Below are 17,108 nucleotides of genomic sequence, written 5' to 3'. Positions count from 1 at the left end.
AGCTCCGGTTTCCCGAAGTTATCCCAGTCTTACAGGCAGGTTGCCCACGTGTTACTCACCCGTCCGCCGCTGACCTTTCAAAAGCAAGCTTTTAAAAGGTCCGCTCGACTTGCATGTATTAGGCACGCCGCCAGCGTTCGTCCTGAGCCAGGATCAAACTCTCCAATAAAGAGTCTGAGCTTTTGCTCAAAATTTGCTAGCTTGTGTTACTTAAAATCATTTTGTCGTGTTCCGTAGAACCGACGTTATGACGCTGTTGTTTTGTTTAGTTTTCAAAGAACTCTTTTTCGTCGTTCTCTCGAAGCGACTTTATTATCTTAACACATACTCTGAAGTGAAGTCAACAACTTTTTATAAGTTATTTTCAGCTCATGTATGTAGTCGTTTGTGACAACGAAATATAATATACCATTTTAAATAATAATAAGTCAACGATAAAATAAAAAAAACCCTCTTTTTTTTAGGAGGGCGTTGTTTTTAGTATATTGAACGTTAGTAGTCACTTAAAAAACGTAATCTTTTCTTCTTATACTATATACTTCTGAATGATTACCAATGATATTACCCCTGGTATGCCTAAGAGACCTGAGACTGCAGCGGTAGCAGGATTAATTGGTACATGAACCCCCATAGAGTTTCCAAATGCATTTAAAAAGAATAAAAAGAGTGCACCAATCATTACCTTTATAAGCGCCTGGCCTGCAAAGCGCAACGGTTTTATCGGTGTCCCCACCAATAGAACAAGCAGGATCAATCCGCAGATCACTCCTATTACTAGTAACGGTTCCAACTTAACCCCTCCTCTTGCCAGCTTGTACTAAACTATATGAATGACAGTCTTGATTAAGAACTCACTACTTGAATAAGAAGTTTAAGAAGGCATAAAAAAAAGCAGCTAAGGATCTCCCCAGCTACTTCTTTACCATACGAGTTCGGACTTCCCTTAATAGGAAGAGGTATTTTGCTTCTGCTATCTTTAATTGACAGATGACTTCTTCTGAAGGATCGACACTTTTATCTACCAAGCTTTTTTGTTTGGCCCACCGATTCTTACAATCTTCCGTTGTTTCCATCAATTTGGCATCATACTGTTTTTTTAAGCGGTCTTTTTTTCGAAAAAACATAGGTGATGATAACCCCTTTGTCTTAAGATCATGGATTGTCTTCTTACATTTAACTTAACTTATATTTCTCTTCTACCTTCAAGGGCTTTTGATAACGTTACTTCATCTGCATATTCTAGATCTCCTCCGACAGGCAGTCCATGAGCAATCCGAGTCATTTTTATCCCTGATGGTTTTAATAGCCTAGAAATATACATAGCAGTTGCTTCACCTTCTATATTGGGGTTGGTTGCAAGGATGAGTTCTTGGACTTCATCATCTTGCAATCGTTTAATAAGTTCCGGTATTTTGATATCCTCTGGACCAATTCCATCCATTGGGGATATTGCACCGTGAAGGACATGGTAGAGGCCGTTATAGTCCCGCATCTTTTCCATCGCAATGACATCTTTTGTTTCCTGTACTACACAGATAACAGTTCTGTCTCTTCTATTATCCTCACAAATATAGCAAGGATCCCTATCGGTGATATGTCCGCATACCGAACAATAGGAAAGGTTTCTCTTTGCATTCACTAGTGCTTTTGCAAAGTCCAATACGGTATCTTCTTTCATGTTAAGTACGAAAAAAGCCAGACGAGCGGCCGTTTTCGGGCCGATACCTGGCAATTTCATAAAGCTGTCGATCAGCTTTGATATAGGCTCAGGATAATGCATAAAGGTCCTCCTAGAATAGTCCTGGCATGTTTAACCCTTTAGTGAATTGGCCCATTGTATCATTTGTCAGCTCATCCATTTTCTTAAGGGCATCGTTTGTAGCAGCTAGAACTAAGTCTTGTAGCATTTCGATATCTTCCGGGTCTACTACTTCTTCCTTGATATTTACTTCAATAATTTCTTTTTGACCATTAACTACTACTGTGACCATTCCGCCGCCAGCTGTACCTTCCATTGTCTTTTCAGCTAATTCTTCCTGTGCTTTCGCCATATCCTTTTGCATCTTTTGCATTTGTTTCATCATTTTTTGCATGTTACCCATTCCGCCGCCACGCATCATAATAAATTCCTCCTAATGTTTTTATAATTTATTCTTTAATTTCTACAAGATCGGGACCGACAAGTTTCTTCGCTTCTTCAATGAATGGGTCATCTTGGGTTTCGCTGCCCTCTTCATCACTTTTTTGTCCGCGGATAAAGCCTTCTCGGATCTTCAGCCATTCTTCTTCAGGAACGGCCAGCATGTCATAAGATTTTCCGGTAAGGTCCAAAATAATTTGTTCAAGGTTTTGCTTAACCGGTTCATCAGATGCCATCTTGCAATGTATCTCATATTTAAACTTTAACACAAAAGCACTGCTTGCTGCAGCTACAGGTTCACTGTCGGTCAATAATGCAGCATGGGAAACTTTATTTTGCTTACGGAGTGCTTCGAGCAACTGTGCCCAGCTGCCTTTGATGCTTTCCAAGTCTCCTCTTGTTGCCTGCTTCAGCACTTCCTGAATTCGACCTGTTGCTGGTTTGAAGCCATTTCTGGCACCGCCGCCACTTCTCGCAGGGGCCTTGCTAGGTGCATTTGCTTTTGCAGCTCCCCCTACATTGCCTGCTGCAAGCTCCTTTACTTTACTTTCAAGCATAGCAATTTTCTTTTGCAAAATATTTACTTGGTCTTGATTCGCTGCTTCTTTTGTGGAAGCTTCAAGCTGACATAGCTTCACAATCGCTACTTCCAGGTAAATTCGCGGATGGTTCGTCCACTTCATTTCCTGTTGGCTCTTATTCAGAATATCGATTGTCTCATAGATTGTTTCTGCAGGGATTTCTTCTGCAAACTTTTGAAAAGCTTCATCCACCTGTACCCTGTCCAAAATTTGTTCCAAGTTTGGTGCCGTCTTATATAGGAGCATGTCCCGGTAATAGAAGATAAGATCTTCTAGAAATCTTGCAGGATCTTTACCTGATTGGAAAACCTGGTTCAGCGAATCCAGAGCTTGTGCCACATTTTTGTGATACAGGCCGTTTACGATATCTGTCATAAAGCTTTGCGAGACAGAGCCTGTTATGGCCAGTGCATCTTGTACAGTTAGCGAACCACTACTGAAAGAGATGGCTTGATCCATCAAACTGAGGGCATCACGCATCCCGCCTTCTGCCGCTCGGGCAATGATAGCCAATGCTTGGGGATCTGCTTCTATTTCTTGTGCTTGTAAAACAGTAGAAAGCCTGCCGACAATTGACTCCCCTGTTATCCTTTTGAAATCAAAGCGCTGACAACGCGAGATGATGGTCAGTGGGATCTTGTGGGGTTCGGTTGTAGCCAATATAAAGATTACGTGCTTTGGTGGTTCTTCTAACGTTTTTAGTAACGCATTAAACGCACCGATGGAAAGCATATGTACTTCATCAATGATGTATACTTTATATTTTACAGAACTTGGAGCATATTTGACTTTGTCGCGAATGTCTCGGATCTCGTCTACTCCATTATTGGAAGCAGCATCTATTTCAATGACATCAGATTTTGAACCGTCCGTTATTCCTTTACAGGCGGAACATTCGTTGCATGGTTCCGCAACTGGTGCATGTTCGCAGTTTACTGCTTTTGCTAGTATTTTTGCCGCACTTGTTTTTCCTGTTCCTCTTGGACCGGAGAACAAGTAGGCGTGAGAAAACTTTTGTTGAAGCAGGGCGTTTTGTAAGGTTTTGGTTATATGTTCTTGTCCCACGACATCTGCAAAGGTTTGTGGTCGAAAAACACGATATAAAGCTTGATATGCCACCAATATGCCCTCCTTCTTTTTTATCCTCTTTTATTATACCGTATGGCTTGTGGAAAATAAAATGTTTGTTCCATGTCTATCATTATTAATCGCCTCTATAGATTGACCGTTCCTATCGCTGCAGGCACTCGCTTTCCGCGGGGCGGTGCTTGAGCCTCCTCAGCTTCGCCTGCGGGGTCTCCACCTAGCGCTATCTCCCTAAGGAGTAGAGTGCCTTCCGCTCCAATCCACTAGTCTGTTTAACATTTTTAAGTATGAAAAAACTCACCCCAAAAATTGGAGTGAGTTTGATTAATATTATTAAACTGCCGTGCACCTTCTGTCGATTAGTCACCATAAGCGTTACTCAAGCAGTTAGCTCGACCCAGGCAACCCTGCGGCACATGAGAGAGTCCGCTTAATGCTGCTTCCTTCCGGACCTGACATGGTTCACGGGTTCCCATTGCGCAGGACCCAAGTGTCAACACCACTTACTTGAGGCAGACCCTACAGTCTACTAACCTCGAGAAGGGATTCAGCCTCGCTAGAGCGGATTGCGAGTTCAGGGCACCGCTACCTCCCCGCTTAGCACGACAAAATTAAAACCATAAGTTGGTTGCGTCATTAACTCGACGCATAATTTAGTATAACGGGTAAGTGAGAAAAATGCAACCGTCTACTCCTGTAAATTATTAGGAGCTTTATCACGAAGTTGCTTTTTCTCTTTTTTCTGCTGACGAAGCTTCCTAAAAAAAGAGGACAATAGGTCACCGCACTCTTCTTCCATTATACCACTCACCACTTCTGTCTGGTGATTAAAACGCTCATCTTGCAAAATATTCATCAGGGTCCCTGCACATCCCGCTTTTGGATCCTTGGCACCGTATACCACTTTATTGATTCGGGATTGTATGATGGCACCTGCACACATGGGACATGGTTCCAACGTTACATATAATGTTGCTTCTTCCAACCGCCATGTTTGCAAAGCTTCACACGCTTGATCAATCACCATTATTTCTGCGTGGGTGATAGACCTTTGAGTGGTCTCCCTAAGGTTATATCCTTTAGAGATAACTTTTCCATCATGCACAAGTACGGCTCCAATCGGTACTTCCTTAAGCGCCTCCGCTTTTTTCGCCTCTTCTATTGCCAACTTCATAAAATGTTCATCTTCCATTTTGGACCTGCCCCTTCTTTTACACGCATATTTATATTCTCCACCTCTTTTCCATAGACTAATCTATACGAGGTGATTTTACATCATGAAACAAACCGCTCTTTTAATTATCGATATTATCAATGATTTTCAATTTACACACGGAAGCATCTTGGCAGAAAAAACAACCAAGATTGTCCCAAATATTAAAACAATCAAGGAAGTCATGCACAAGGAGGGACTTCCTGTTATCTATATTAATGACCATTATAACTTATGGCAGGCCGATTACGATAAAATCATCGATAAATGCAAAAACAAGTGGAGCGAACCGATCATGACAGCATTATATCCCGATGGTGATGACTTTTTCCTCATCAAGCCGAAGCATTCCGCCTTTTTTGGAACGGCCTTGCACACCCTACTTTCTCAACTTCATGTAAAAAAGCTTATCCTCACAGGACTTGCAGGGAATATTTGTGTTCTTTTCACAGCTAATGACGCCTATATGCGGGAGTTTGAGTTAGTAATCCCGAGTGATGCAATAGCTTCTGCAGATGATCATGACCATACGTATGCATTACGCATGATGGAAAATGTGCTAAAGGCGAATGTCAGTCCAACAGCGAAGTTTCTAAACCAACAATAAGGTTGCTTGCATGAATCCTCCCACCCATTCATACATTGGTAAAGGATAATGAATAGGAGGGACGAACCATGCAAATTCATGTCGTAAGCCAAGGACAGACACTAACTGGGATTGCACAGGCATACGCCACATCCCCGCAGGATATTATAGAAGCAAATGATCTTCCCAATCCCGATAGGCTCGTTGTCGGCCAGGCACTGGTTATTCCCATTGTTGGGCGTTTTTATTTTGTCCAGCAGGGAGATACGATTTTTTCTATAGCCAGGAGATACAACACCACACCTGAACAGTTAATTGAAATAAACCAATTAAATCCTGCCAACCCTTTACGCGTAGGGCTGCGTCTTTATATTCCTCCACAACCAAAAAGAGAAGCGGAGATCAATGCATATGTGGAGCCCCGTGGAAACACAGTATCAGAAGAACTGCAACAGAGCTCGCGCAATGCCGCTCCCTATTTAACCTATCTCGCACCGTTTAGCTTTCAAGTGCTGAGGGACGGATCACTAAAGGAGCCGCCACTTACCAATCTTCCTGCCATTGCAGCAGAAGACAATGTCATCTTGATGATGGTGCTTACCAATTTAGAAGAGGATGGATTCAGTGACGAACTTGGTCGCATCATCCTAACAGACATGCAGGTCCAAAACAAATTCCTGGATAATGTCGTTGCCACTGCCAAAAAATATAATTTTAAAGACATTCATTTTGACTTTGAATATTTACGACCTATAGATAAGGAAGCTTACAATACCTTTTTACGAAAAGCCAGGGATAGGTTTAAACAAGAAGGCTGGCTTATCTCCACCGCCCTCGCTCCCAAAACAAAAGCCGATCAAAAAGGAAAGTGGTATGAGGCCCATGACTATAAAGCACACGGGGAAATTGTCGATTTTGTCGTCATTATGACGTATGAGTGGGGTTATAGCGGAGGTCCACCGATGGCAGTTTCTCCAATTGGACCTGTTCGAGAAGTGCTCGAGTATGCCATCACGGAAATGCCAAGTGAAAAAATTATGATGGGCCAAAATCTCTATGGGTATGATTGGACACTTCCCTTCATCCAAGGCGGAGAATTTGCGAAGGCGATCAGCCCGCAGGCAGCCATAGAACTTGCAGCCAATAATAATGTTGCCATACTTTACGATGAAAAAGCACAGGCTCCCCACTTCAACTATAATAAAGACGGCAAGGAGCACGAGGTCTGGTTTGAAGACGCAAGATCCATACAGGCAAAATTTGACCTCATAAAAGAACTTAACTTACGAGGTATCAGCTATTGGAAACTAGGTTTACCTTTTCCACAAAACTGGCTTCTGATCACCGACAACTTCAACGTCGTAAAAAATCCAACCGAGCGTTACTATTACTACTACTAGGGACTGGGGTAATCCCCAGTCCTTATCTATCCTACCTCACTCAAATTGTTCCTCCACAAGCCCCCTATCTATGATAGAATAATTATTGTCTGTCAAAATATTGATGTAGTCACATGCTTATCAAAGGGGGCATCCTGGTGCAAGCAACACCATTTATAACAGTCGAAGGACCCATTGGTGTTGGAAAGACCTCACTTGCAAAAAAAATTGCAGAAGAGTTCCAATATCAATTATTAAAAGAAATAGTAGACGAAAATCCATTCCTGGGAAAATTCTACGAGAACATCGATGAGTGGAGTTTCCAAACAGAAATGTTTTTCCTATGTAATAGATACAAACAACTCGAAGACATTGATCAGCACCACCTAAAGCAACACAAGCCGGTAGTGGCTGATTATCATATCTTAAAAAACCTAATTTTCGCTAAACGCACACTAAAGGACAAGCAGTACGATAAATACCTTAAAATATACGATATTTTAACGGAAGACATGCCAAAACCAAATGTCATCATTTATTTAAATGCAAGTCTGGACACGCTACTAACAAGAATTGAAAAGCGCGGCCGTGATATCGAAAAGAAAATAGATCCGTTATACCTTCAACAGCTAAGTCTTGATTATGATGAAGAAATGGATCGCCTTGAAGAACAATATCCTTCCTTGCCGATCCTGCGCTTTAACGGAGACGAGGTTGACTTTGTACAACGAGATGAAGATCTACAGCGTATTTTTCAGCAGCTGAAAGATACCTTGAATAAAGGAGTTAACGTATAATGAATTTACGTCAAAAATACGGCATCCCCTCTAACGCGGTCATTACGATTGCTGGAACAGTGGGAGTCGGTAAATCTACGATGACGAATGCTTTGGCAAACGCCCTTGGTTTTCGTACATCTTTTGAAAAAGTAGACACCAATCCATACTTAGATAAGTTTTACGCTGATTTTGAGCGTTGGAGCTTTCATTTACAAATTTACTTTCTGGCAGAACGATTTAAAGATCAGAAAAAAATCTTTGAATATGGCGGCGGATTTATTCAAGACCGCTCTATCTATGAAGACACTGGCATCTTTGCCAACATGCATTATGAAAAGGGAACGATGACTCAGGTCGATTATGACACGTACACCAGCCTGTTTGAAGCGATGGTGATGACACCGTACTTCCCTCATCCTGACCTTTTAATTTATTTGGAAGGAAGCCTGGATGATATCCTTGGACGCATCCAAGAACGCGGACGCCCAATGGAACAGCAGACTCCCATTTCCTATTGGGAAGAAATGCATGAGCGTTACGAACGATGGATTAACAACTTCCACGCGTGCCCAGTATTGCGCCTGAACATCAACGAATACGACGTGCTAAGCAATGGTGATTCCATCGAACCAATCATCGAAAAGATCTCCCATCACATGAAACAATCACAGCTACTAAAAAAATAAATGAAACTTACAAAAGACCGAGGCTATTTGCCCCGGTCTTTTTTGCTCAATAATATTTCATAAAAAAAATAAGCCACCCCAGACGGGCAGCTTACAGATTGCAAAAGATGACGTCGCTTCATCTCAGGCAATAAAAAAGTCGTTACTTCTCCATAATGTAACGAACATACTCCAGTTTATGCGCTATTGGTAAAAACCTTTTTTAAAAATCAATGGCGGAGGAAGAGGGATTCGAACCCCCGCGGGCTTTGACACCCCTGTCGGTTTTCAAGACCGATCCCTTCAGCCGGACTTGGGTATTCCTCCGTATCGACAAAAAGTAATATATCATATTTTTAAAAAGGATGTCAACACGATACAAGAGAAGGATAGAGATTTTTCACTCTATCCTTCCATTGTTCACTATTTAGTCAAAATTTCTTTGCCGCCCATGTAAGGACGCAATACTTCCGGAATAATGACAGAACCGTCTTCTTGTTGGTAGTTTTCCATGATGGCCGCCACCGTACGTCCAACAGCAAGACCAGATCCATTCAGCGTATGCACATGCTCTGGCTTCGCTTTAGGATCGCGACGGAAACGGATGCCTGCACGGCGCGCCTGGAAGCTCTCGAAATTACTGCAAGAAGAGATCTCACGGTATGTTTCTTGACTTGGGATCCATACTTCGATGTCATACTTTTTGGCTGCTGTGAATCCTAGATCTGCTGTACACATGCTCAACACTCGGTATGGTAGTCCAAGCATTTGCAACACTTTTTCCGCATTTCCAGTCAATTTCTCAAGCTCTTCATAAGATTCTTCCGGCTTTACAAACTTCACAAGCTCCACTTTATTGAATTGATGCTGACGAATCAATCCGCGTGTATCACGACCAGCAGATCCTGCCTCAGAACGGAAGCAAGCACTGAATGCCGCATAATTAATCGGCAATTGACCGCCACTTAAGATCTCATCACGGTGCATATTCGTGATTGGAACCTCTGCTGTCGGAACCAAGAAGTAATCTTCTTTTTCAATCAAGAAAGCATCTTCTTCAAACTTAGGAAGCTGCCCTGTACCAGTCATGCTCGCACGGTTTACTAAATATGGCGGTAGCACTTCAGTATAGCCATGCTCATCCACGTGTAAATCTAACATAAAGTTGAATAATGCTCTCTCCAGTCGCGCTCCTAGACCACGGTAGAATACAAAGCGGCTGCCGGTTACTTTACCTGCTCGTTCAAAATCTAAGATACCGAGCTCATCTGCGATATCCCAATGCGCTTTCGCTTCAAAACCGAAGTTTGGTACCTCGCCCCATTTACGAACTTCGACATTGTCGTCCTCCGTTTCCCCAACAGGAACACTTTCATGAGGGATATTAGGGATAGATAGTAGCAGCAGCTCAAGTGCTTCTTCCACTCCTCTTAATTCCTCATCCAATTCCTTCACACTGTCTCCTACTTCACGCATTTCCTTAATCAGGTGATCCGCTTCCTGCTTTTCACGTTTCATGACAGCAATCTGCTGAGAAACCTCATTACGCTTGCTTTTCAATTGCTCCGTTTGAACAAGAAGATCCCTTCTTTTCGCATCCAGCTCTTCAAAGCGGTCCAAATCAGACAAGTCTTCCCCTCTATGTTGAAGCTTACCCTTTATCTCCTCAAAATTCGCACGCAATAACTTCAAATCCAACATGTTTTGTTCCTCCTTTTTAAATTTCCTAAATAACTAATAAGTAGGGATATACCCCTGGTGATCGTAGTGCAAGGTATGAGACTTCGGCGGGAGGCAGAAGTAGGTTGAGACCCCGCAATGAAATGAGGAGGCTCAAGCACACCCCCCTCGGAAAGTGAATACCTGGAACGGAGATCAACAGGGAGTTCCGCAGGAATCTAGAGAACACAAAAAACCCCCGTCCCCTAAATAGGGACGAGAGTTATATTCCCGTGTTGCCACCCTTGTTGAAAAAGACATAACGCCTTTTCCCACTTCATTCGATAACGGTAATAATCTTACCGATTTGACTTACTATGCCAATAACGGCAATTCGGCCAAGTGCTCAAGGATGGATTCGCAGATGTCATACATCGGTTCTCACCAACCACCGACTCTCTAAAAGTATGTGCAGCCTGCTACTTTTTCCTATCAACGCTTTAACAATATTTTCTTATTAGATAATCTACTACAAGTTTCTCATACTTGCAATAGTTTTATACCCAAATTTATTTAGACTCTTTCACCATATTGACGAAATACTGCGTAATACGGTGGTCATCCGTCAATTCTGGATGGAACGAACAGCCTAAGAACTGCCCTTGACGAGCAGCAACGATACGGCCGTTATGCTTACAAAGCACCTCTACCTCTTCTCCTACTGCCACAATATGCGGAGCACGGATGAAGACGCCGACAAAATCTTCCGCTATCCCTGCAATATCCAGTTCTGCTTCAAAGCTGTCCACCTGACGTCCAAATGAGTTACGCTCCACCTTCGCATCCATAAATGCCAAGTGGGGCTCATCATAGCCGACAATTTCATTTGCAATCAAAATCAGACCGGCACATGTACCAAATACAGGTTTGCCGCTTGCACCGAAATCGCGCAACGGCTCCATGAATGAATACTTATCAATCAGTCGGCGCATCGTCGTGCTTTCGCCGCCCGGTATAATCAAGCCGTCTATTTCAGAAAGCTGTTCTGCTCTTTTTATTACAATTGCTTCTGCTCCAGATGCTTCAATGGATCTAACATGCTCCCGAACTGCACCTTGAAGTCCTAAGACCCCAACTTTCACCATACGTTAAAACTCCTTTACTTACCAGCCACGCTCTTGCATGCGATTTTCAGGTAATAGTGTAGAAATTTCGATGCCTTTCATCGCTGTACCCAATCCTTTGGACAGGCTTGCAATTAGTTCATAATCTTCGTAATGAGTAGTCGCTTCCACGATAGCACGAGCAAATTTCGCAGGGTTTTCGGATTTGAAGATACCAGATCCAACAAATACACCGTCAGAACCCAATTGCATCATCAACGCTGCATCAGCTGGAGTCGCAATTCCGCCTGCTGCGAAGTTTACTACCGGAAGTTTACCAGTACGCTTAATTTCAAGAAGCAACTCAAAAGGAGCTCCTAATAACTTCGCTTCTGTCATCAATTCATCTTCGTTCATTCCTACTACTTTGCGAACTTGTGCGTTCACTTTACGGATGTGACGAACAGCTTCTACGATGTTTCCTGTTCCTGGCTCACCTTTTGTACGAAGCATAGATGCACCTTCACCAATGCGGCGTGCAGCTTCTCCAAGATCACGGCAACCACATACGAATGGTACTTTGTATTGACGCTTGTCCAGGTGATACTCCTCATCTGCTGGAGTCAATACTTCACTCTCATCGATGTAATCCACACCCATTGCTTCTAATACACGAGCTTCTACGATATGACCAATACGAGCTTTAGCCATTACCGGGATAGATACAGCTTTCATTACTTCTTCCACAATCGTTGGATCTGCCATGCGGGCAACCCCACCAGCTGCACGGATATCAGCAGGAACACGTTCTAATGCCATTACAGCAACTGCACCAGCTTCTTCTGCAATTTTTGCCTGTTCAGCATTGACAACGTCCATGATAACGCCGCCTTTTTGCATTTCCGCCATTCCACGTTTTACACGATCTGTACCTGTTTGATGTGTCATCGATAAGTCCCCCTATATGTATAAAATAATTTTTTCATAAAATGGAGCAAGTCCATATAATTTACTAACACGCTCTTTATTTTACCTTAAATTTTAGAAAAATCCTAATAAAATATCGAAAGATTACCCTACCACTATTTAGAAAGATTCGGCTTTTGATGAAACATTTCTTCTAGATGTAGTATTTCCCTGATACACGAAATTACCCATAGGTCATCTATAAGGAAAATGCCTGAAAGTCCATCCTCTGTGAAGATGGGCCTTCAAGCATTTTTCATTCATTCATTCATTTAAAATAATCCTTTAATCGCTCCTGCTACTGTGGACCAAAGATCAGAGAAGAATCCGCCAACTGCACGCATGGATAATACAAACCAGTTTGCTTTTTCCACGCCTTCTTTTGTTACCAATTCTACTGATGCACCTTCGTTCTCGAAAAGATAGCCATAATCTTGGCCGCCTTCTTGTGTCACTTTCATTACACCAACGCTATCTCCTTCTTTTATCGGAGCTGTTAATTCCCCTTCTTCGTTTAGGATCTTTTCGTTGATTTCAAATTGAGGCTTAAAGTTATCTTTGTTGCCATCTTTGACAAGTGTCTTAAATGGTTCTTTTGTATGAATTTCTACTTTGTCTTCTTTCCCTTTCGTTACAGGAAGGATGGACTCGCCTTCAATTTGGTACTCGCCAGGAAATAATTCTTGTACAGAGTAACTACCGAATGCATGAGTCATTAATTTTTTCGTTTCAATAAAACGGGATATCTCGGTGGAGACACCTTCATCGTTTGTTGTATTCATTACGACAGATATTACTCTCATTCCATCTCTTTCCGCAGTACCGGTAAAGTTGAACCCAGCTGCATCTGTGGAACCTGTTTTCAAACCGTCAATACCTTCAAATTGTACTTTTAACTCTTCTGTGAACAACATCTTATTCCAGTTTGGCATATCAATTGCATCAGGTGTACCTTCTCTGAACACTTTAAATGGAATGCTTGCTGTTTCTAAGATTTCAGGATAATCAGTAAGTAGACGGTGTGCTAGTCTTGCAGTATCCTTGGCTGAAAGAGTTGTTTCTGCATCTGCTGCAGTTCCCTCAGGGTACATCGGAACTCCACCTACTACTAGGTCTTCATTGTTTAATCCTGTAGAGTTAACGAAATTATAATTTTCTAATCCTATTTCTTCCGCTTTCGCATTCATCATTTCTACAAATTTCGTTTCAGACCCTGCAATAGCCTCAGCTAGTGCAATGGTTGCTCCGTTTGCAGAATAGATTGCCATTGCTTCATAAAGTTCTTTAATCGTATAAGGTTCTTGCTTTCTCATAGGGACATTGGATAGCTCTGGATACTTTTGAGATACCGATTGTGCGTAGTCACTTAGAATCACTTCTTTTGACCAATCCAATTTTCCATCTTCAATTGCTTCAAGAAGTAAGTATTCTGTCATCATCTTTGTCATACTTGCAACAGGAAGTGCCTCATCTACGTTTTTCTGATAGATAATTTTCCCTGTACTAAATTCTATTAATATAGCAGCTTTCGCATTTATATTCAGGAAATCATTTTCTTCTGCTTGAGCAGATTTACCAGGAAATATTGAAACCATAAGCGTAAGTACTAATAAACCGACGAACAATTGTTTAAAGCTTCTTTTCACCTTGTCTTACCTCCAGAATTTTTTCACATAGTGGTTATTTTAACACACTATGTCCAAAAAAAATAGACAGAGAAAGACCACTTCTTTCTCTGTCAGTTTATAAGACTAAACTCCTATGACAACTTACTTAAACGGAATAGTTAGGGGATTCTTTTGTGATTTGGACATCATGCGGATGACTTTCACGAAGCCCGGCCCCCGTCATTTTCACAAATTGTGCATTTTCTCTTAATGCTTGCAAGTCTTTTGTACCACAATACCCCATGCCGGAACGCAGGCCGCCAACCATTTGGTAAATAGTGTCTGCAACAGGTCCTTTATAGGCAATGCGCCCTTCAATTCCTTCTGGTACAAACTTTTTATTATCTTCTTGGAAATAGCGATCTTTACTTCCTTTTTCCATCGCTCCAACAGAACCCATGCCGCGGTATACTTTAAAGCGTCTGCCTTGGAAGATCTCTGTTTCTCCAGGGCTTTCAGAAGTACCTCCCAACATACTTCCGAGCATAACAGCATGTCCACCAGCAGCAAGAGCTTTTACAATGTCACCCGAATACTTGATGCCGCCGTCAGCTATGATGGAAACTCCAAGCTTACGTGCCTCTGTTGCGCAATCATACACTGCAGTGATTTGCGGTACTCCGACACCGGCCACTACCCGAGTCGTACAAATGGAGCCCGGCCCGATACCTACCTTCACTACATTCGCTCCAGCTTCCACCAAATCTCGTGTAGCTTCTGCTGTTGCAACATTTCCAGCGATAATGTTTAGGTTTGGATATTTTTCTCTAATTTTTCTTACCGTATCAAGGACACCTTGAGAATGGCCATGTGCTGTATCGACTACGATAGCATCCACGCTTTTTTGTACCAGCTTCTCAACTCGAAGCATGGTATCCCCTGTTACGCCCACTGCTGCACCAACTAAAAGACGCCCTTGGTTATCTTTAGCAGAGTGTGGGAACTCAATAACTTTCTCTATATCTTTAATGGTAATAAGCCCTTTTAATACTCCAGCATCATCTACAAGAGGGAGCTTTTCAATTTTGTACTTTTGCAGGATACTCTCTGCTTCCTCTAAAGTCGTTCCTACGGAAGCAGTTACAAGGTTTTCTTTTGTCATGACATCTGAAATGGGAATGGAGAAATCCTGAATGAATCGTAAATCACGGTTTGTCAGGATACCAACAAGTTTAAGCTCCTCGTTGTTATTAACGATCGGAACACCGGAGATTCTGTATTTTCCCATTAAGTGCTCCGCATCAAACACTTGATGCTCTGGTGTTAAGAAGAACGGATCAGTAATAACGCCACGTTCAGAACGCTTCACCTTATCCACTTGTTCCGCCTGCTGTTCTATGGACATGTTCTTATGAATAATGCCTAAGCCTCCTTGACGAGCCATCGCAATCGCCATCTCTGCTTCCGTCACTGTATCCATCCCTGCACTGATAATTGGAATGTTTAGTTGCAATGTTTCCGTTAACTTTACTTTCAAATCTACATCCCTTGGTAGAACCTCAGACTTGGATGGAACCAAAAGAACATCATCAAATGTTAAGCCTTCTTTAGCAAATTTATTTTCCCACATGACAAAATTTTCCCCCTTCTTAAACTCGATAATATTTATAGTAGAGTATCAACTGGACAAAATACTGTCAAGGACAGTAACATAAGTTTATTTTTTCTAATTATTCTAACTATACTATTTTCTATGAGGACGTGGATTCTTTGACTGCTCCATACTTGCAATTATTCTCCCCGTTTCAATCAGTTGAAACTGCACAGAAATTACTAAAAAAATGTTATCAAAATCAACAGATTGAACATTTCGAACAAAAGAGCTATCACAATGCCTATAGCTTTATTTATTATGTGGAGCATGGCCTTTCATACCTTCAACAGTCAAGCAATACTCCCACTTCCATCAAACCAGTTCTCTTATTTTATGGGATGGTTCAATTAATAAAAGCCTGTCTATTAACTGTTGATCCCCTCTACCCAGAATCCACTTCGGTTTTGGCACATGGTGTTTCAACAAGAAAACGTAAAAAACAAAGTTACGAATTCATTCAAGATGAAGTGAAAATCCAGAAAAATGGACTATTCTCGCATTTTAGCGACAAAATGTTCCATGTGAAACAAATGGAAGGAACGAAATATTCCATGCAACAGTTGTTGTTTGCCATACCAGAGTTAGAAAGAACCATAAAAATAACCAAAAACAAAACACCTTTTCTATTCGTTGGTAAAATGACAGATGAAGTTATAAAAGTCCCTCTAACCATTTTAGATGATTATAAAATGACTCAAGACCGATTTAAACAGTACTTTCAAAAGCAGACAAGTTATGAGTATGATTCACAAAATAAAGATCAACTTCTTTTTTCTTACAGCAAGAAAAAAGGACCGCTTAACTGTTCGCCATTATTATTCCACCTTGAAAAGAAGGCCTTGTTTATACCTCGGAAAAAAGAAAGTCTAACTATTTTTCCGGAAATACTTAACCATTATTTGATCTTATACAATTTAAGCATGATTTGCAGATACGAAACAGAGTGGTGGGGCGAATTGCTTCATACATTTACCAGTAGTGATTTATCTTTGATCCAGCAGTTTTTGGAAACAACATCTGCAAAGATTCCCTTTTATCTTCATGAGTATTTGGTGGGGACGTTTGGAATTGAATGAACAGGAGGGCGGTATTGCGTTGTTATGGGCGGGGATTGTTTGGGTGGTATAGTTGGGGGACCGGGCCGGGTACGAGTATGAGGGGCCGGGGGATGGGTCAAGGGATGTTTCGTTATACAATGACAGAACTTCCTCGTCTTCCTCTGTTTTGGCACCGTTCCGCTTCTACGAAGACAAATACTCTTTCTTCTCCGCTGTTTTGGCGCCGTTCGCCTCTACGATGACAGAACTCTCTCTTCTCCCGCTGTTTTGGCGCCGTTTCCCCTCTACGATGACAAATCCTCCCCTTTCCAAAGGATCCTGTCATTGTTCGGCCACCATTTTCTCCAAAAAGAAAACACAAAAAAACCAGCGCCTAATCTAATAAGCACTGGTTTCCTATAAATTTGCCTGGCAACGTCCTACTCTCACAGGGGGAGATCCCCCAACTACCATCGGCGCTGAAGAGCTTAACTTCCGTGTTCGGTATGGGAACGGGTGTGACCTCTTCGCCATCATTACCAGACATATTCAGTTGAAGGTTGATCCTTCAAAACTAGATAATGTGTTCGTATCAAGAAATTCATATCGTTCACTTATTTCAATACTTATTGGGTTAAGTCCTCGATCGATTA

At 41.9% G+C, this 17,108-nt stretch carries 16 protein-coding genes, 1 tRNA gene, 2 rRNA genes, 1 other RNA gene and 1 other annotated feature; of the genes, 5 read left to right on the top strand and 15 right to left on the bottom strand.

Annotated features, from left to right (window positions below):
* The 8 genes from FZC76_RS22635 to tadA form a co-directional block, all read right to left on the bottom strand.
* Positions 1–169: ribosomal RNA gene (locus tag FZC76_RS22635) — 16S ribosomal RNA — on the bottom strand; the annotation flags it as partial.
* A 357-nt stretch (positions 170–526) separates the two neighbouring features.
* Positions 527–790 (bottom strand): pro-sigmaK processing inhibitor BofA family protein, encoded by a 264-nt coding sequence (locus FZC76_RS22630; RefSeq protein ID WP_148990351.1) that lies wholly within the window; start codon positions 788–790, stop codon positions 527–529.
* A gap of 121 nt (positions 791–911) precedes the next feature.
* Entirely contained in the window at positions 912–1,124 is a 213-nt protein-coding gene (locus FZC76_RS22625) for a YaaL family protein (protein WP_060667154.1), read from the bottom strand.
* 59 nt (positions 1,125–1,183) lie between these two features.
* Complete coding sequence (gene recR, locus FZC76_RS22620; RefSeq protein WP_060667153.1) at positions 1,184–1,780, bottom strand: recombination mediator RecR; 597 nt, start codon at positions 1,778–1,780, stop codon at positions 1,184–1,186.
* Positions 1,781–1,790: 10 nt separating this feature from the next.
* Entirely contained in the window at positions 1,791–2,117 is a 327-nt protein-coding gene (locus FZC76_RS22615) for a YbaB/EbfC family nucleoid-associated protein (RefSeq protein ID WP_148990353.1), read from the bottom strand.
* Positions 2,118–2,148: 31 nt separating this feature from the next.
* The gene (gene dnaX, locus FZC76_RS22610) at positions 2,149–3,840 is read right to left on the bottom strand and encodes a DNA polymerase III subunit gamma/tau (protein ID WP_148990349.1); all 1,692 of its coding nucleotides are present in this window, start codon (positions 3,838–3,840) and stop codon (positions 2,149–2,151) included.
* 308 nt (positions 3,841–4,148) lie between these two features.
* Positions 4,149–4,413, bottom strand: an RNA gene (gene ffs / locus FZC76_RS22605) — signal recognition particle sRNA large type.
* Between the two features lie 82 nt (positions 4,414–4,495).
* A complete protein-coding gene (gene tadA / locus FZC76_RS22600; protein WP_148990348.1) occupies positions 4,496–4,999 on the bottom strand; it encodes a tRNA adenosine(34) deaminase TadA in 504 nt (167 codons plus the stop codon).
* 85 nt (positions 5,000–5,084) lie between these two features.
* On the opposite strand from tadA, the gene FZC76_RS22595 reads away from it, so the two are divergent.
* From FZC76_RS22595 to FZC76_RS22580, 4 genes are all read left to right on the top strand, one after another.
* Positions 5,085–5,627, top strand: a complete 543-nt coding sequence (locus FZC76_RS22595; RefSeq protein WP_148990345.1) for a cysteine hydrolase family protein — start codon at positions 5,085–5,087, stop codon at positions 5,625–5,627.
* A 68-nt stretch (positions 5,628–5,695) separates the two neighbouring features.
* Positions 5,696–7,006, top strand: a complete 1,311-nt coding sequence (locus FZC76_RS22590; RefSeq protein ID WP_148990344.1) for a LysM peptidoglycan-binding domain-containing protein — start codon at positions 5,696–5,698, stop codon at positions 7,004–7,006.
* Between the two features lie 137 nt (positions 7,007–7,143).
* Positions 7,144–7,782, top strand: coding sequence for a deoxynucleoside kinase (locus FZC76_RS22585; RefSeq protein WP_148990342.1), 639 nt, complete (start codon positions 7,144–7,146; stop codon positions 7,780–7,782).
* The gene (locus tag FZC76_RS22580; protein WP_060667146.1) at positions 7,782–8,450 is read left to right on the top strand and encodes a deoxynucleoside kinase; all 669 of its coding nucleotides are present in this window, start codon (positions 7,782–7,784) and stop codon (positions 8,448–8,450) included. The genes FZC76_RS22585 and FZC76_RS22580 overlap by 1 nt, the downstream gene beginning before the upstream one ends.
* A 213-nt stretch (positions 8,451–8,663) precedes the next feature.
* Here FZC76_RS22580 and FZC76_RS22575 read toward each other — a convergent pair.
* From FZC76_RS22575 to guaB, 6 genes are all read right to left on the bottom strand, one after another.
* Positions 8,664–8,756, bottom strand: a tRNA-Ser gene (locus FZC76_RS22575).
* A gap of 96 nt (positions 8,757–8,852) precedes the next feature.
* Entirely contained in the window at positions 8,853–10,130 is a 1,278-nt protein-coding gene (gene serS, locus FZC76_RS22570) for a serine--tRNA ligase (RefSeq protein WP_148990341.1), read from the bottom strand.
* Between the two features lie 227 nt (positions 10,131–10,357).
* Positions 10,358–10,593 (bottom strand) — a binding site (T-box leader).
* A 64-nt stretch (positions 10,594–10,657) separates the two neighbouring features.
* Entirely contained in the window at positions 10,658–11,233 is a 576-nt protein-coding gene (gene pdxT, locus FZC76_RS22565) for a pyridoxal 5'-phosphate synthase glutaminase subunit PdxT (protein ID WP_148990339.1), read from the bottom strand.
* Between the two features lie 18 nt (positions 11,234–11,251).
* A complete protein-coding gene (gene pdxS / locus FZC76_RS22560) occupies positions 11,252–12,139 on the bottom strand; it encodes a pyridoxal 5'-phosphate synthase lyase subunit PdxS (RefSeq protein WP_148990338.1) in 888 nt (295 codons plus the stop codon).
* 290 nt (positions 12,140–12,429) lie between these two features.
* Positions 12,430–13,803, bottom strand: coding sequence for a D-alanyl-D-alanine carboxypeptidase family protein (locus FZC76_RS22555; protein WP_148990336.1), 1,374 nt, complete (start codon positions 13,801–13,803; stop codon positions 12,430–12,432).
* A gap of 127 nt (positions 13,804–13,930) precedes the next feature.
* On the bottom strand, positions 13,931–15,394 hold the full coding sequence (gene guaB / locus FZC76_RS22550; RefSeq protein WP_148990335.1) for an IMP dehydrogenase: 1,464 nt from the start codon (positions 15,392–15,394) through the stop codon (positions 13,931–13,933).
* 140 nt (positions 15,395–15,534) lie between these two features.
* Here guaB and FZC76_RS22545 point away from each other — a divergent pair, with 140 nt between their 5' ends.
* The gene (locus FZC76_RS22545; protein WP_148990334.1) at positions 15,535–16,494 is read left to right on the top strand and encodes a YaaC family protein; all 960 of its coding nucleotides are present in this window, start codon (positions 15,535–15,537) and stop codon (positions 16,492–16,494) included.
* Between the two features lie 388 nt (positions 16,495–16,882).
* Here FZC76_RS22545 and rrf read toward each other — a convergent pair.
* Positions 16,883–16,999 (bottom strand): 5S ribosomal RNA (gene rrf / locus FZC76_RS22540).
* Positions 17,000–17,108 lie beyond the last annotated feature (109 nt).

The organism is Sutcliffiella horikoshii (assembly GCF_008180725.1).
Lineage (GTDB): Bacteria > Bacillota > Bacilli > Bacillales > Bacillaceae_I > Sutcliffiella_A > Sutcliffiella_A horikoshii_B.
The sequence above is the reverse complement of the archived record's forward strand: the minus strand, read 5'-3'. Positions and strand labels throughout refer to the sequence as shown.

Coding starts and splice junctions, on each gene's coding strand:
- FZC76_RS22625 (WP_060667154.1), bottom strand. CDS start 1,124: ATGTTTTTTCGAAAAAAAGACCGCTTAAAAAAACAGTATGATGCCAAA.
- recR (WP_060667153.1), bottom strand. CDS start 1,780: ATGCATTATCCTGAGCCTATATCAAAGCTGATCGACAGCTTTATGAAA.
- FZC76_RS22615 (WP_148990353.1), bottom strand. CDS start 2,117: ATGCGTGGCGGCGGAATGGGTAACATGCAAAAAATGATGAAACAAATG.
- tadA (WP_148990348.1), bottom strand. CDS start 4,999: ATGGAAGATGAACATTTTATGAAGTTGGCAATAGAAGAGGCGAAAAAA.
- FZC76_RS22595 (WP_148990345.1), top strand. CDS start 5,085: ATGAAACAAACCGCTCTTTTAATTATCGATATTATCAATGATTTTCAA.
- FZC76_RS22590 (WP_148990344.1), top strand. CDS start 5,696: ATGCAAATTCATGTCGTAAGCCAAGGACAGACACTAACTGGGATTGCA.
- FZC76_RS22580 (WP_060667146.1), top strand. CDS start 7,782: ATGAATTTACGTCAAAAATACGGCATCCCCTCTAACGCGGTCATTACG.
- serS (WP_148990341.1), bottom strand. CDS start 10,130: ATGTTGGATTTGAAGTTATTGCGTGCGAATTTTGAGGAGATAAAGGGT.
- pdxT (WP_148990339.1), bottom strand. CDS start 11,233: ATGGTGAAAGTTGGGGTCTTAGGACTTCAAGGTGCAGTTCGGGAGCAT.
- pdxS (WP_148990338.1), bottom strand. CDS start 12,139: ATGACACATCAAACAGGTACAGATCGTGTAAAACGTGGAATGGCGGAA.
- guaB (WP_148990335.1), bottom strand. CDS start 15,394: ATGTGGGAAAATAAATTTGCTAAAGAAGGCTTAACATTTGATGATGTT.